13 protein-coding genes are annotated in these 14426 nt (G+C 51.5%); 4 read left to right on the forward strand and 9 right to left on the reverse strand.

The annotated features are described in order from the left end of the window. Positions 1-7: 7 nt before the first annotated feature. Genes KD147_RS14235 through leuS form a run of 9 tightly spaced genes read right to left on the reverse strand, consistent with a single transcriptional unit; the run spans position 8 to position 9394 of the window. Entirely contained in the window at positions 8-799 is a 792-nt protein-coding gene (locus KD147_RS14235) for a septal ring lytic transglycosylase RlpA family protein (RefSeq protein WP_212548292.1), read from the reverse strand. Then, on the reverse strand, positions 799-1902 hold the full coding sequence (gene rodA / locus KD147_RS14240) for a rod shape-determining protein RodA (RefSeq protein WP_105255019.1): 1104 nt from the start codon (positions 1900-1902) through the stop codon (positions 799-801). Before rodA ends, KD147_RS14235 begins: the two co-directional genes overlap by 1 nt. After that, positions 1899-3782: a penicillin-binding protein 2 gene (gene mrdA, locus KD147_RS14245; RefSeq protein WP_212548293.1), complete on the reverse strand. Its 1884-nt coding sequence runs from the start codon at positions 3780-3782 to the stop codon at positions 1899-1901. Before mrdA ends, rodA begins: the two co-directional genes overlap by 4 nt. Before the next feature lie 9 nt (positions 3783-3791). Continuing rightward, positions 3792-4262, reverse strand: a complete 471-nt coding sequence (gene rlmH / locus KD147_RS14250; protein ID WP_105200671.1) for a 23S rRNA (pseudouridine(1915)-N(3))-methyltransferase RlmH — start codon at positions 4260-4262, stop codon at positions 3792-3794. Between the two features lie 3 nt (positions 4263-4265). Further along, complete coding sequence (gene rsfS / locus KD147_RS14255; protein WP_105255021.1) at positions 4266-4583, reverse strand: ribosome silencing factor; 318 nt, start codon at positions 4581-4583, stop codon at positions 4266-4268. A 51-nt stretch (positions 4584-4634) separates the two neighbouring features. Then, the gene (gene nadD / locus KD147_RS14260; protein ID WP_212548294.1) at positions 4635-5279 is read right to left on the reverse strand and encodes a nicotinate-nucleotide adenylyltransferase; all 645 of its coding nucleotides are present in this window, start codon (positions 5277-5279) and stop codon (positions 4635-4637) included. A 2-nt stretch (positions 5280-5281) separates the two neighbouring features. Then, positions 5282-6316 (reverse strand): DNA polymerase III subunit delta, encoded by a 1035-nt coding sequence (gene holA, locus KD147_RS14265; protein WP_105255023.1) that lies wholly within the window; start codon positions 6314-6316, stop codon positions 5282-5284. Further along, positions 6316-6810 (reverse strand): LPS-assembly lipoprotein LptE, encoded by a 495-nt coding sequence (locus KD147_RS14270; protein WP_212548295.1) that lies wholly within the window; start codon positions 6808-6810, stop codon positions 6316-6318. Before KD147_RS14270 ends, holA begins: the two co-directional genes overlap by 1 nt. A gap of 1 nt (position 6811) precedes the next feature. Next, the gene (gene leuS / locus KD147_RS14275) at positions 6812-9394 is read right to left on the reverse strand and encodes a leucine--tRNA ligase (protein WP_212548296.1); all 2583 of its coding nucleotides are present in this window, start codon (positions 9392-9394) and stop codon (positions 6812-6814) included. Positions 9395-9560: 166 nt separating this feature from the next. Between leuS and KD147_RS14280 the strand changes: the two genes are divergently transcribed. The 4 genes from KD147_RS14280 to KD147_RS14295 all read left to right on the forward strand — a co-directional run bounded on the left by KD147_RS14280 (position 9561) and on the right by KD147_RS14295 (position 14419). Then, complete coding sequence (locus KD147_RS14280; protein WP_105255026.1) at positions 9561-10019, forward strand: zinc ribbon-containing protein; 459 nt, start codon at positions 9561-9563, stop codon at positions 10017-10019. Positions 10020-10082: 63 nt separating this feature from the next. Then, positions 10083-12491: a Lon protease family protein gene (locus KD147_RS14285; protein ID WP_105255027.1), complete on the forward strand. Its 2409-nt coding sequence runs from the start codon at positions 10083-10085 to the stop codon at positions 12489-12491. Then, the gene (gene bamJ / locus KD147_RS14290) at positions 12484-12957 is read left to right on the forward strand and encodes a BamJ family beta-barrel-assembly machinery protein (RefSeq protein WP_105255028.1); all 474 of its coding nucleotides are present in this window, start codon (positions 12484-12486) and stop codon (positions 12955-12957) included. Before KD147_RS14285 ends, bamJ begins: the two co-directional genes overlap by 8 nt. A gap of 157 nt (positions 12958-13114) precedes the next feature. Then, entirely contained in the window at positions 13115-14419 is a 1305-nt protein-coding gene (locus tag KD147_RS14295) for an amidohydrolase (RefSeq protein WP_105255029.1), read from the forward strand. Positions 14420-14426 lie beyond the last annotated feature (7 nt).

Below are 14426 nucleotides of genomic sequence, written 5' to 3' on the forward strand. Positions count from 1 at the left end.
TGTTATCTTAAAGGGCTTGGTCGTCATAAAGCAAGAAAGCTTGGGCAAACCGACTGCTTTTTAATTGCTCTAATAACGTTTTAGCCTGTTGCTCGTCGCTTATAGGACCTAAGCGGAGGCGAAAAATTCCATCTTTTTGCTGTTTTATATGGGTCGGGACGTGATAATCCTGCTCTAGCTGTAGTGCCAGCGCCTGAATATTTGCCAATTTTGACCCGGCAGCAACCTGTATGTATTTAGTGCGAGGCTTAGCGTCGGCTAGGGTAACGGCTTCGAGCTTAACCTTGGCTGTACCCTTTAAATGATAACCTAGTTTATACGCGGCAGCGTAGGATAAATCTATGATGCGGTCTGCGTGGAAGGGGCCGCGATCGTTAACCCGCACCACCACGCTTTGGCCGTTGTCGACATTAGTGACGCGCACAAAGCTGGGTAAGGGCAGGGTTTTATGGGCTGCGGTCATGGCAAACATATCGTACACCTCGCCGTTGGAAGTGTGATAGCCGTGAAACTTGCGTCCGTACCAGGAGGCGATACCAGTTTGGGTGAAGCCGGTTTCATCAAAAATGGGCACATACTGCTTGCCTCTGACCTGATAGGGACGATTTGCCGCAGCACTTTTTGCTTCATCGGTCACCACCGCATCTTGTAGTTCCATATCGGTGGGGTGGCGCAGAGGCGCGGCATCATGCTCCATCTGGTAGCGACCCGCCTGGCCATTGCCTGGGGTTCCTTTGGGTGAACTACAGGCGGTAACAATAAGACTGATTAAAACGATAAAAAGCGCGCGCAAGGCCATTATTTATTTAACATCCGTTTTTCGGTGGCGATACTCATTATGATGCCAAAGCCTGCGAGCAGTGTCACCATAGATGTGCCCCCGTAGCTGATCAATGGCAGGGGAACACCCACCACGGGCAATAAGCCAGATACCATGCCGATATTCACAAAGACATAGACGAAGAAGGTCAGGGTGAGGGCGCCGGCCAATAACTTTCCGAAAGCTTCTTGAGCATTTACAGCGATATAGAGACCGCGAGCGATAATAAAGAGGTAGACACCGAGCAGGAATAACACCCCAATCAGGCCAAATTCTTCGCTCAGCACCGAGAAAATAAAGTCGGTGTGGCGCTCGGGTAAGAACTCCAACTGTGACTGCGTACCCTGCAACCAGCCCTTGCCTTCAATGCCACCGGAGCCGATGGCGATTTTCGATTGAATAATATGGTAACCGGAGCCTAAGGGGTCGCTTTCCGGATTGAGGAAGGTAAGCACCCGCTGTTTTTGATAGGCGTGCATGCCGTAGTGCCAAAACAGTGGCGCACCGGCACCCACCAATACGGCTAATGAGCCGATCAGGCGCCAACTGACGCCGGCTAAAAACAGCACAAAGATGCCGGAGCTGGCGATCAGAATCGAGGTCCCTAAATCCGGTTGCTCCTTGATAAGCAAGGTGGGCACCATAACAATCACTAAGCCGATAAAGAGGTTGCTTAATTTTGGTGGTAAATGGTTGCGGCCTATATACCAGGCAACACACATGGGCACGGCTAACTTCATGATTTCCGAGGGTTGAAAGCGAATGCCTATGTTAAGCCAGCGTTGCGCGCCTTTGGAGCTGACCCCGACAAAGAGCACGGCGACCAACATTAACGTGCCCACCAGATACACAGGGATCACCACGCGTTTTAGGGTGCTCGGCGAGACCTGGGCACAGAGCAACATCGCAATAATGGCGCCACCCATGCGCGTACTGTGGCGCATCATCATACCCGTATCCTGGCCACTGGCGCTGTACACTATGGCCAGACTGCCAATCATCATGGCCAGCAGTGCTAAAAAGAGTGGCAGGTCAATATGCACACGTTGCCAAATTGACACCTTGCTGGTTACCGGAGTCATGACTGCGGCTCCTTCTTACCTTGGCTAATGGGGTTAGCGAGGAAATAATAATCCATTACCTGGCGGGCAATAGGTGCCGCAACCGAGGCGCCCCCACCGGTGTTTTCAACGATAATGGTGACTACAATTTGTGGGTCGTTAAAAGGGGCAAAACCCACATAAATGGCGTTATCGCGATGACGCTCTTTGAGTTTATCGGCCTCGTAGCGTTCGCCCTGGGCAATGCTGACCACCTGTGCCGTCCCCGTTTTACCGGCCGGATCGTAGGTGGCTCCTTTAAAAGCCTTGTGCGCGGTACCGCTGACCTTGGTCACGGTGTTGTGCATGGCATCTAGGGCGATTTGCCAATGTCTTGGGTTGTTTAATACTACTGGTGGCTTTTCATCACTGTTGACGTCTTCCACTTCCTCATCACGGCGTAACTGCTGTACCAGGTGCGGTGGATGGTGTTTGCCCTTATTAACCAGGATATTGATGGAGTTGGCGATTTGAATCGGCGTTGCAGTCCAATAGCCCTGACCTATACCCACGGAAATGGTGTCGCCGCGCCACCAGGGCTCGCGGAAACGTCCTTCTTTCCACTCCCGCGAAGGTAAAATGGCGGTGGTTTCTTCTTTGATATCTATGCCGGAGAGATCGCCAAAACCAAACTGAGCCATGAAATCACTGATCTTAGTGATGCCGGCGCGGTAGGCGATATCGTAAAAATAGGTGTCGCAGGACTGTTCAATGGCCTTGTACACATCCACGTGGCCATGTCCCCAGCGGCGCCAGTCACGCCATTTATGTTCAACATTGGGAATTTGGAAAAAACCCGGGTCGAACATCTTGGTTTGCTCGGTAACCAGACCCTCTTCCAAGCCGAAAATCGCCATATGCGGTTTGATGGTCGAGGCCGGGGCGTAACGCCCTTGCGTGGTTCGATTGATAAGCGGTCTGTCTGGATTCAACAAGGCCTTGTAGTCCGCTGAGCTGATGCCGTGGACAAACAGGTTGGGGTCATAGCTGGGGTTGGAATACAGGGCAAGGATGCCACCGGTTTTGGCATCAAGGGCGATAACCGCGCCGCGTTTATCCTCTAAACTTAATTGTGCGATTTGCTGCAGGCCAATGTCCAAAGTAAGCACCAGGTCTTTACCCGGCACCGGTGCGGTCTCCTCCAGACTGCGCAGCACTCGGCCACGGTTATTGATCTCCACCGATTGCGAGCCCACTTCGCCATGCAATTCGGTTTCATAAAACTTTTCTAAGCCCAATTTACCGAAATCCCGCGTGGCCCGGTAGTTGGTTGCCAGATCCTCTGCCTCAAGCTGAGCCAGCTCCTTTTTATTAAGCTTGGCCACATAACCCAAGGCATGAGTCAGGGTATCGCCATAGGGATAATAACGTGCCAGACGGGCCTCTATACTAAAGCCTGGGAACTTATGCTGATTAACGGAAAACAGCGCCACTTCCTTTTCATCCAGACGACTTTTAAGCACCTGACTCTTAAAGCGGCGGTTATGACGGATGTCGTCTAAAAACTCTTCCTTTTGTTGCTCACTGATGTCGATCAGTTTGCCAATGTCACTGAGTGCGGTGTCAAGGTCGTCTACTTCCTCGGGGATCACCTCAAGGTTATAGACGGGTTTGTTTTCCGCCAACAGATTGCCGTTACGATCATAAATAAGACCGCGGTTGGGCGCGATGGGGATCACCTTAATGCGGTTATCGTTCGAGCGAGTTTGATAGCTCTTGTGAGCAACTATCTGTAAATTATAAAGATTTGAAATAAGTACCGCGACCAGGAGCAACACAAAAACAAAGGCGGTAAAGGCCCGCCGCGCAAACAAATTGGCCTCGGCAGAATGGTCGCGGATCGGAGTGCGTTTGCGCAGCATGGGTTCTTATTATTCTCGGTGATAAGGGTGGTTGTTGTTTAAGCTCCAGCCTCGGTACAGGCTTTCAGCTACAATAATGCGGACCAAGGGGTGTGGCAAGGTCAAATTCGATAATGACCATTTTTGTTCCGAGCGGGCGATACATTCGGGCGCCAAACCTTCCGGGCCACCAATCAATAAACTGACATCACGGCCATCAAGTTGCCACTTTTCCATGGCTTTGGCCAATTGATGGGTGTCCATGGCCTTGCCCGTCACTTCTAGAGTGACGATGCGATTGCCTTTGGGAATGGCGGCCAGGGTACGTTCGCCTTCTTGCTGCAAGATGCGTTTGATATCGGCATTCTTGCCGCGCTTACCGGCGGGGATCTCTACCAGCTCTAAAGCCATGTCCTTAGGAAAGCGGCGCTGATATTCGCTAAAGCCCGCTTCAACCCAAGCGGGCATCTTGGTGCCCACGGCGACCAATTGGATTTTCACCGCTTAACCCCAGAGCTTTTCTAACTGATAGAAGTCACGGGTTTCGTCTTGCATAACATGGACGATCACATCGCCAAGGTCAACCAAGACCCACTCACCAACGTCTTGACCTTCTTGGCCGATCACGTCGAGGTTGTGGTCTTTGGCTTCTTTGGCAAGATGGTGAGCGATAGATTGTACCTGGCGTTTGGAGTTACCAGAGCACACCACCATGTAGTCGGTAATGTCTGAGCTCTCGCGTACGTCTAAGGTGATCACGTCGCGGGCTTTCATGTCGTCAATTTTGTCTAATGCAAAGTCAAGGAGTTCGTTGGTTTGCAAAATACACTCTCTGTTTAATCAAATTCATTTAAGCGGGTGATAGTACCATTTTTAACTGGCCATATACAGGCGCTTATCGCGTATATACTGACTCACCGCCGCGGGTATTAAATCTTCACATGGCTCTCCGCGCTGCAAGCGCTCGCGCACCAAGGTAGAGGATACCGCCCGTTGCGGCCCGGCTAAAAAGTACACCAGTCCCGCTTGTTTAGACTCCAGTTCAGCCCCTTGGTTGCATTGGTGCTGGTTTAAATAGGCCTGCAATTGAGGCGAGGGAGAGAGGCGCTCGTCCGGGCGCTGATACACTACCAAGTGACATAACTCGAGAATATCGCGCCATTGATACCAGGAATCAAAGCCGTTAAATGAGTCCATGCCCAATAAAAACAGGATTGGCTCCTGCTGACGACCGCTGGCATCAAGCTCGCTGCGCAATTCCTGCAGGCTTAGCAAGGAATAAGAGGGGCCGCTGCGGTGTAACTCGCGCTCATCTATGGCAAAGCGGGGCTCGGCGGCGGTGGCGAGCTTCAGCATCGCCAGCTTATCGGCATTGTCGATGCCGCTTGCCTGTTTATGCGCAGGAACCCGATTGGGCATAAAAAATAAGGTGTCGCCGCCAAAATGCTCTAGGCATTGTTCGGCCATATTCAGATGGGCAAAATGCACCGGATCAAAGGTGCCGCCAAATAACAACATGCTTACTCCACAAAGCTAGGTGCGGCAAAAGGCAGTGAACGGCAAAAGCTGACGCTAATATGGGCCAACATGGGATAGGGAGAGCCTAGCTTGCCACTTTTGTAGGCGCTATCGAAATCGGCCAGTAAGTCCAGTAATTCGCTGAGGTGTTCGCTGCGCAGGCGTTGCAAGGCCTGGCTGTACATACCTTGCTGGTTTTTCCAAATGGCCAGCTGTTTGCAGGCGCTGTTAAAGTCTTGCCCGCTTTGTTGCAAGCTCAGCAGCTTTTGTAATTGCTGCGCTTCCTTAGTCAGGGCCCAAGCGATGGCAGTGGGTTCGGTATTGTCGTTTTGCAACCGGGTTAATACCTGGATGGCCTTAGTGCTGTCGCCCAGCAAGATGGCATTGGCTAAATCAAAGATATCGAACTTATTTTGATTCAGTAAGGTTCCCAGCAGGGTGTGACCATTAATGGCGCGCTGCCCATAGAGAAGGGAGAGTTTTTCCAGCTCCTGATAGCAGGCCAGCAGGTTGCCTTCTGTGGTGTCGAGCAATACCTGCTTGGCATCGCCTTCGAGATTTAACTGCAGACGGCGGCAATGGCCGTCGAGCCAGCGTCGCAGGTGGTTGCCGGTCAAGGGGTAGCAGGGAATAAAGAGGCCCTGTTGATCTAGGGCCTTAAACCAGGCGCTGCGCTGGATTTCCTGCGAGGCCTTCATGCCGTGCAGGACAATAACGCAATCCGGGTTAGGGGATTGCACATAGCTTTTGAGGTGTTCGGCTCCGGTTTTCCCCGGCTTTTGCCCCGCCATATCCACTTCAATTAGGGTGCGGGCGCTAAAGAGCGACATACTTTGATAATGACCGTCTAGCTCTTGCCAATCGAATTGCGCTCCGGCGCTCAGCTTAATGACTTCATCGAAGCCCTGTTGCTTAGCACTGTGGCGAATTTGCTGCACGCATTCACTAACCTGAAAAGGTTCTTCACCGAAGACCATATAAAATGGTGCTAACCCTTTTTGTAGCTGTTGCGGCAGTTGATTAGCGTAAACGCGCATTAGAGTTGAGCCAGCTCACGTACGATGCGACGACTGGCCTGCTTGCGCAGTTCGCCAAGCAAAATGGTCATCTCATTGGCCTTGGCCAAAGCATTATCTGGGTCGTCCTGATAATTGCGATAGAGCTCAAAGAATTGCTCAATCGGCTCGGCATTGGCGCGCTCAAGGCGATAGGAGACCGAATAAATCAGTTCATATTCTGCCACCTGACCGTTTTTAAACAGCGACAGTACGCGTCTATCGAGTGTGTCTGCTTTGAGGGTGAGCGTCGGCGAGTCGGCGCTGAGGTTTTGATTTACCTGAACGTTACCGCGCTCAAGCTCCTGCAAGACTTCGGCGTACAGGGCCGAATTAGGGTCCTGTGCCGTGACTTCCAGGGTCATCAAATCCGCGGGTAGGTCTGAAGCTCGTTTTAGATGAAAGCCGCAGCCGCTTAGCATAAGCACTAAGCAGCCGAGCATCATAAAGTTGAGCAAACGCGATGGGGCGAACATCTTAGTTCGCCACCACGTTAAGCACTTTACCTTTGATATAAATCACTTTGCGCACTGTGAGGCCTTCGGTGAATTTCTGCACATTGGCATCGGCAAAGGCGGCTTGCTCTACCGCTTCTTGATCGGCATCCGCCGCAAGCGTCAGTTTCGCACGTACCTTACCATTGATCTGAACAACAACCAGTTTTTCACTCTCAACCATAGCCGCTTCATCGGCAATCGGCCAGCTTGCGTCAAGCACGTCGCCTTCTTTGCCCAGGTCTTGCCATAGCTGGTGCGAAAGGTGCGGGGTGATAGGTGCAAGCATGATCAACATGGCTTCAAGTGCTTCATTAGCAACAGCTATGTCGCCTTCGCTCTCAAGTGGCGCCTTGATCAGCTTATTCGATAGCTCCATCACGGCGGCAATGGCGGTGTTGAAGGTTTGACGGCGTTCCAGATCATCGGTGATCTTGGCAATGGCCTTGTGTAGTTCACGACGCAGTTCTTTTTGCTCTTTCGACAGCGAAGCAACATCTAACGCCACAAAGCCGGCATTTTTCACATCAACAGCGTACTTGTAAACACGCTTGATAAAGCGGTGTGCACCTTCAACGCCCGAATCTGACCATTCAAGCGTTTGCTCTGGTGGCGCAGTGAACATCATAAACAGGCGTACTGTATCGGCACCGTATTGGTCGATTACTTGTTGTGGGTCGATACCGTTGTTTTTCGACTTCGACATCTTACTCATACCGGCGCTTTCTACCGGCTGGCCGTCGTCTTTGTGCCAGGCCTTGATAATGCGACCCTTGTCGTCTTTTTCGGTTTCGACGTCAGTGGGTGAAATCCAGATATCGCCGCCTTTTTCATCCTTACGGAAGTAGGTTTCAGCAAGTACCATGCCCTGGCAAAGCAGGCGCTCGAATGGCTCATCTGAGTTAACTAGGCCGAAGTCACGTAATAGCTTGTGGAAGAAGCGCGCATACAACAAGTGCAAAATAGCGTGTTCAATACCACCGATATACTGGTTTACCGGTAGCCAGTAGTTTGCCGCACCCGGCTCAAGCATGCCTTCATCGTAGCGTGGGCTACAGTAGCGGGCATAGTACCAAGACGACTCCATAAAGGTGTCGAAAGTGTCGGTTTCGTGGAATACGGTTTCGCCGTTGATGGTTGCTTTGGCCCATTCGGGATCGGATTTGATCGGCGAAGTTACACCGTCCATGACCACGTCTTCAGGCAGACGTACCGGTAGCATGTCCTCAGGTGCAGCCAGCTCAGAACCATCTTCTTTGTTCAGCATAGGGATAGGTGAACCCCAGTAACGCTGACGGCTCACACCCCAATCGCGCAGGCGGAAGTTTACCTTGCGCTCACCCACGCCAAGCTCGGTGAGCTTGTCGGCGATAGCATTAAAGGCGCCATCGAAATCAAGGCCGTCAAATTCGCCTGAATTAACCAGCGTGCCTTTTTCCGTGTAGGCGGCTTTTGAAAGGTCACACTCATCGCCTTCGTTTGCTGCGATAACCTGTTTGATCTCAAGCCCGTAAGCCGTTGCAAATTCAAAGTCGCGCTGATCGTGTGCCGGTACGGCCATCACCGCGCCTGAACCGTAATCCATCAATACGAAGTTGGCGATCCAAATAGGGACTTCTTCGCCTGTAAGCGGGTGCACAGCTGTTAAACCAGTGGCAATACCCTTTTTCTCCATGGTGGCAACATCGGCTTCGGCCACCTTGGTGTTTTTGCATTCTTCAACGAAGGCGGCTACCTCGGCATTGACTGCCGCTGCTTCCTGGGCAATCGGGTGCGCTGCGGCCACGGCCACATAGCTCACGCCCATAAAGGTATCCGGACGGGTAGTATAAACGCTGAATTCACCTTTGCCATCGGCACGTTTAAAGGTGATATCCACGCCTTCAGAGCGGCCAATCCAGTTACGCTGCATGGTGCGTACTTGCTCAGGCCAGTGCTCTAGCTTGTCTAAGTCATCCAGCAACTCTTGTGCATAATCGGTGATTTTAATAAACCACTGCGGAATTTCTTTTTGTTCAACTACGGCACCTGAACGCCAGCCTTTACCGTCGATAACCTGCTCATTGGCAAGTACGGTTTGGTCCACTGGGTCCCAGTTAACCGTTGACATCTTCTTGTATACCAAGCCTTTTTCATAAAGCTTAGTGAAGAACCACTGTTCCCACTTGTAGTATCCAGGGTGACAGGTGGCGATTTCGCGGTCCCAGTCATAACCGAAGCCAAGTAGTTTTAGCTGGTTACGCATGTAATCGATATTTTGATAGGTCCAGTTAGCTGGCGCCGTGTTGTTTTTAATCGCGGCGTTTTCAGCGGGTAGACCAAAAGCATCCCAACCCATAGGCTGCATGACGTTTTTACCTTGCAGGCGCTGGAAGCGAGAAACTACGTCACCAATGGTGTAGTTACGCACATGACCCATGTGCAGTCGACCACTGGGGTAGGGGAACATGGAGAGACAGTAAAACTTCTCTTTTGAGTCGTCTTCTGTGACCTTAAATACCTTGTTTTCTTCCCAGTATGACTGGGCTTTCGCTTCAATTTCCTGCGGGTTATATTGCTCTTGCATCTACTCTTCCAGACTTCTTGCAAAATGATGACAAATTTGCCCGATAGCATACCCCAAATCTATGGTTAATCACAGCAAGGGACAGGCTTTTTTGTCGCCATTATTGAATTGTGTGCAGGCGGACTATAGTTAACTAGTAGGGGTAAAATTTATGCAAGGAGTCAATATGGCAGATTATCGTCAATGGTTATCCGAATTTAGCGATTGGCTAAAGGATGTTAACGACCATGAAGTCAAAGATATGGTGGCCACCTTTTTAGAGTCTAAACAGGCGCTTAAGGATTTAAGCAAGGATAAGTACGAAGAATATAAGCGTTACCTGGCCCGGGATATCGACCACTTTATCGAGCACGAGAACTATTATAATTCTCTGGCTTGGCAGGAGCTCAAAGAGAGCCTCTGGTATGAGTTGGCCCATATCGAAGACAAGTCGCAATTAGAGTGGCAGGCCTTGAGCCAAGACTTTAAACATAAAGGGGTTTATCATAGCGGAGAATGGATAGCCATGGGCACCTTAGTGTGCCAAAATTGCCATCAGAAGGTAGATGTATACCACCCCAGTGAAATTTTGCCCTGCACCGAGTGTGGTGGTATTCACTTTAATCGTCAGGCGCTGCAGCCATAGTCAGTCTTAGCGGCGTTAAAAATAACAAGGGCCCGGCAGTGGGCCCAGCAAAAGACGTGTTGTATGAAACATAAGACATCAGGCGTTGTTAGCACCTTAAGTGCTTGCGCTCTTGCGCCGCAAATTTCCGAAAATCATATTCGTACTTGCCTCACTCATCCATACCCAGAAGAGCTGCCTTTTATCGGCCAAAAGCGAGCCGACAGCGCCCTTGATTTTGCTTTGGGCATGCAATTGCCAGGCTACAATGCCTATGTGATGGGCGAGCCTGCACTGGGCCGTTATACCCTGGTGCAACACAAGCTACAGCAGTACGCCAAGGACAGAGAAACGCCCAGAGAGTGGTTGTATGTAAACAACTACCAGGATCACCGCGAACCCATCGCCTTGTTGATGAATCCAGGCGAAGGGCAAGTCCTGGTGGACGATATCGATGCCGTGCTTGAGGAAATACTCGACACCTTTCCAGCCGCTTTCGATAACCCCGGTTATCAGCGCAAGAAAAAGTCCATCGACCGTGAATTTGAAGACAAATACGAAGATGCGCTGGCTCATGTCGAAGAGCTGGCCAATGAGCACAGCGTTGAGTTGATAGAAGATCAAAACAACGTCGGCTTTGTGCCCATAGTGAACAATCAGCGTTTAAGCGATGAGCAATTTAGCGCTCTCGACGAGCACACTCAGGAGCGTTTTATCAACGCCATTACCGAGCTAGAAGACGCCTTGATCGATGCCCTCATTGAGTTGCCGAAATGGAAGCGTGAGTCCAGCGAAGCGCTGCGTAAGCTGAAAAAGGCCACCGCTGAGGCGGCCATTAAGCCCTTGTTGCGCGAGTTGGAGCACAAATATGCCACCCATATCGGCGTATTACGCTATTTAAAAGACCTGCGCTCGGAGCTGGTTGATACCGTGCTGGAATGGCTTGACGAAGAGCAGAGCAATGACAAGAGCGAAGAAGAGTATGACCGTAAGGAAATGCTCACCGAGTTCTTCGCCCCCAACCTGCTGGTACCCTACAAGGAAAACGATGCCGCGCCGGTCATTTATGAGCCCAATCCGACCTTCGGTAACCTTTTCGGTAAGATTGAGTATTCCACCTCGCAGGGCTCCCTGGTCACCAGTTATCGCAGTATTCAGCCCGGCGCCTTGCATCGCGCCAATGGTGGTTATCTGATTATGGATGCCGAGAAGGTCATGGCCAATGCCCAGGTATGGGATGGCTTAAAGCTGTCATTAAAAACTCACCAGATCAAAAACGACTTACCCTATCAGGACAGCTCGGTGGGCAGCAGCTTCACCCTGCGCCCGCAGCTTATTCCTTTGGATGTGAAGGTTATTTTCCTCGGCTCTCGCGAGCTTTACTACACACTTAACGAATATGATGAAGAGTTTGCCGAGCATTTTCGGGTGCTGGCCGATTTCGATTTCTACCTGCCGGGTACGGATAAATACCAGTACCAGTTTATTACCAAGGTGCAGGAGTATTGTCGCGAGACCTTAAAAACCGAGGTCAACTGTGACGCCATGGCACTCTTGTTGCGTTTTAGCCATCGCCAGGCCGAGCATCAGCAAAAGCTTTCGGCACGCTTTGCCGATTTAATGGAGCTGGTCGCAGAAGCCAGTTATTACGCTCGTCAAGATCGCAGCGAGCAGATCCACGCCACCCATGTGCACGAAGCCTTGGCCGGTAAGGAATACCGCACCGGGCAAATGAGTGAACACATGCTTAGTGATATTCGAGAAGGCCATATCCTCATTGCCACCGAAGGCAAAGCCGTCGGCATGGTGAACGGCCTAACCGTATTGCATGTGGGTGACACCTCTTTTGGTACCCCGGCGCGCATCAGTGCCTCTGTCTATGCCGGCAGCGACGGCGTTATCGATATCGAGCGCGAGGCCGAGCTGGGTAAGGCGATTCACTCCAAAGGGGTGATGCTGCTGACCGGTTACCTGGGCAGCAAGTATGCCCAGGATTTTAGCCTGACGCTCAGTGCCAATATCGCAATCGAGCAAAGCTATGGTTATATTGACGGTGACAGTGCATCCTTGGCGGAATTGTGCGCCCTGGTCTCCAGTATTACCCAGGTGCCTATAGATCAAGGGATCGCCATGACCGGCTCGATCAACCAGCGCGGTGAAGTTCAGGCCATCGGTGGTGTGAATGAAAAAATAGAAGGTTTCTTTAAACTGTGTCAGATGCGTGGCTTAAGTGGTGATCAGGGGGTGATCATCCCTAAATCGAACTGCTTAAACCTGGTGCTGAACCAAGATGTGATCGATGCGGTGGAGCAAGGCCGCTTCCATATTTATCCGGTCGCCAATGTCGATGAAGCACTTAGCCTGTTAACGGGCAAGGAGTGCGGCGAGCTTAAAGAGGGCACCTATCCCAAAGGCAGTATTCACGACCTGGCCATGAACAGACTGCGCGAAATTGCCGCCATCGTCGGTGGGGAGGACGAAGACGATGCTTAATCTTATTTTGTCTGCGATCATCCTGGTGTTACTGGTTTTGACCATACGCGGGCACCTGCGTAATCGCAAGGTCGCGGCGGTTAACAAGCAAAAGGAAGCCGATTTCTTTGCCAAAAACAAAGAGCAGGATGGCCTGGAAGAGCTGCCAAGTGGGGTGCAAATCCTGTGGCAGAGCCGTAGCGATGAAGGAGCACAGCCAGAAGCAACATCCAAGGTCTGTGTACACTATCGTGGCACCCTGATCGATGGCCGTGAGTTTGATAGCTCCTATAAGCGTGACCAGCCCATAGATTTTAAATTGAATCAGGTGATCAAGGGCTGGCAGCTGGGCCTGCAACAAATGCGTGTAGGCGATAAGGCGACGCTATATATCCCTGCCCATTTGGCCTATGGTGACCGCCGCGTGGGAATTATCGAGCCTGCCAGCCCGTTGATTTTTGAGGTTGAGCTGCTGCGCCTTGGCTGAGTGCCTGACGAAACGTGAAACCACCGCTTCTGCGGTGGTTTTTTATACCTGCCTTTTGTCGCATTGCGTTTTTGATTGCTCCCCTGATAGCCTACTTTTAGTACAGCTGTGCCGTTCACAGAGCCAGCAGCCTAATGCAATCAACAGGGGATGAAATATGAAACTAGGTAAACCTTTATGCCAGGCGTTGCTTTTTAGCGCCCTCACTGGCCTAAGTGCTCACACCTATGGTGCATCGTTAGCGGCCCAAATCGATACCGCCAATGCCGAGGTGGGGAATAAGCTGATTGAGTGGCGTCGTCACTTACATCAATACCCAGAGCTTAGTAACCGCGAGTTTGCAACCGCCAAATATGTGGCCGAGCACCTAAAAGCCTTAGGCTTAGAGGTGCAAACGGGCGTCGCCCATACTGGGGTGGTAGCGAAAATCAAGGGTGGCAAAAGTGGTCCTCTGATCGCCCTGCGCGCCGATATGGATGCTCTACCGGTGACCGAGCAGGTGGACTTGCCCTTTGCCTCAAAGCAAACGGCGAGCTATCGTGGTGAAGACGTTGGCGTGATGCATGCCTGCGGCCATGACGCTCACGTGGCCATTCTGATGGCGGTGGCACAGTCGTTGGTGGCCTTAAAGGATCAACTTGCCGGCGATGTGCTATTGATATTTCAACCCGCCGAAGAAGGGGCACCCAAAGGCGAGGAGGGCGGTGCCGAGCTGATGCTGAAAGAGGGCTTGTTCGCTGAAAAACCCGAAGCGGTATTCGGCTTGCATGTTACGTCTTCGCTTAACAGCGGCCAGATAGGCTTACGCTCGGGGCCGTTAATGGCCAGCTCGGATGCCTTTAGTATCAAGGTCAGTGGCCGTCAGACCCATGGTTCAAGGCCGTGGAATGGCGTTGATCCAATCGTAGCGTCCAGTCAAATCATTATGGCCACCCAGACCATAGCTTCGCGTCAGGTGGATGTGACCAAGGCGCCTTCGGTTATTTCCTATGGGGCCATCAAAGGCGGTGTGCGCAATAACATTATTCCCGATGAGGTGGAGATGGTCGGCACCATTCGCACCTTTGATCAGGATATGCGCGCCGACATTAAAAAACGCTTAAAACATACGGCCGAATTAACTGCACAAGCCGCGGGCGCCAAAGCCGAGGTGCATATAGACCATGGTTATCCGGTGACGGTCAATAACCCCGAGTTAACGGCGCAGATGATGCCTACCCTGGAGCAGGCGGCGGGTAAGGATAATGTCATTATCACCGATTTGATCACCGGTGCCGAGGACTTTTCCTACTATGCCTTGGAAACGCCGGGAATGTTCTTTTTCTTAGGGATCACCCCAGCCGATCAGAACGCCAAAACTGCGCCGAGTAACCATTCCCCACACTTCTATATTGATGAGCAGGGCTTGCCTCTGGGCGTCAAGGCCTTAACTAATCTGGTGTTTGATTATCTGGATAAGTAACGCAGAG

Origin of the sequence: Pseudoalteromonas sp. BDTF-M6, from assembly GCF_018334135.1 — a bacterium.
Classification (GTDB): domain Bacteria; phylum Pseudomonadota; class Gammaproteobacteria; order Enterobacterales; family Alteromonadaceae; genus Pseudoalteromonas.

What these genes read in the sequence shown, in the direction of transcription:
- KD147_RS14235 (WP_212548292.1), bottom strand. Translation starts at nt 799, where the DNA reads ATGGCCTTGCGCGCGCTTTTTATCGTTTTAATCAGTCTTATTGTTACC.
- rodA (WP_105255019.1), bottom strand. Translation starts at nt 1,902, where the DNA reads ATGACTCCGGTAACCAGCAAGGTGTCAATTTGGCAACGTGTGCATATT.
- mrdA (WP_212548293.1), bottom strand. Translation starts at nt 3,782, where the DNA reads ATGCTGCGCAAACGCACTCCGATCCGCGACCATTCTGCCGAGGCCAAT.
- nadD (WP_212548294.1), bottom strand. Translation starts at nt 5,279, where the DNA reads ATGTTGTTATTTGGCGGCACCTTTGATCCGGTGCATTTTGCCCATCTG.
- holA (WP_105255023.1), bottom strand. Translation starts at nt 6,316, where the DNA reads ATGCGCGTTTACGCTAATCAACTGCCGCAACAGCTACAAAAAGGGTTA.
- KD147_RS14270 (WP_212548295.1), bottom strand. Translation starts at nt 6,810, where the DNA reads ATGTTCGCCCCATCGCGTTTGCTCAACTTTATGATGCTCGGCTGCTTA.
- leuS (WP_212548296.1), bottom strand. Translation starts at nt 9,394, where the DNA reads ATGCAAGAGCAATATAACCCGCAGGAAATTGAAGCGAAAGCCCAGTCA.
- KD147_RS14280 (WP_105255026.1), top strand. Translation starts at nt 9,561, where the DNA reads ATGGCAGATTATCGTCAATGGTTATCCGAATTTAGCGATTGGCTAAAG.
- KD147_RS14285 (WP_105255027.1), top strand. Translation starts at nt 10,083, where the DNA reads ATGAAACATAAGACATCAGGCGTTGTTAGCACCTTAAGTGCTTGCGCT.
- bamJ (WP_105255028.1), top strand. Translation starts at nt 12,484, where the DNA reads ATGCTTAATCTTATTTTGTCTGCGATCATCCTGGTGTTACTGGTTTTG.
- KD147_RS14295 (WP_105255029.1), top strand. Translation starts at nt 13,115, where the DNA reads ATGAAACTAGGTAAACCTTTATGCCAGGCGTTGCTTTTTAGCGCCCTC.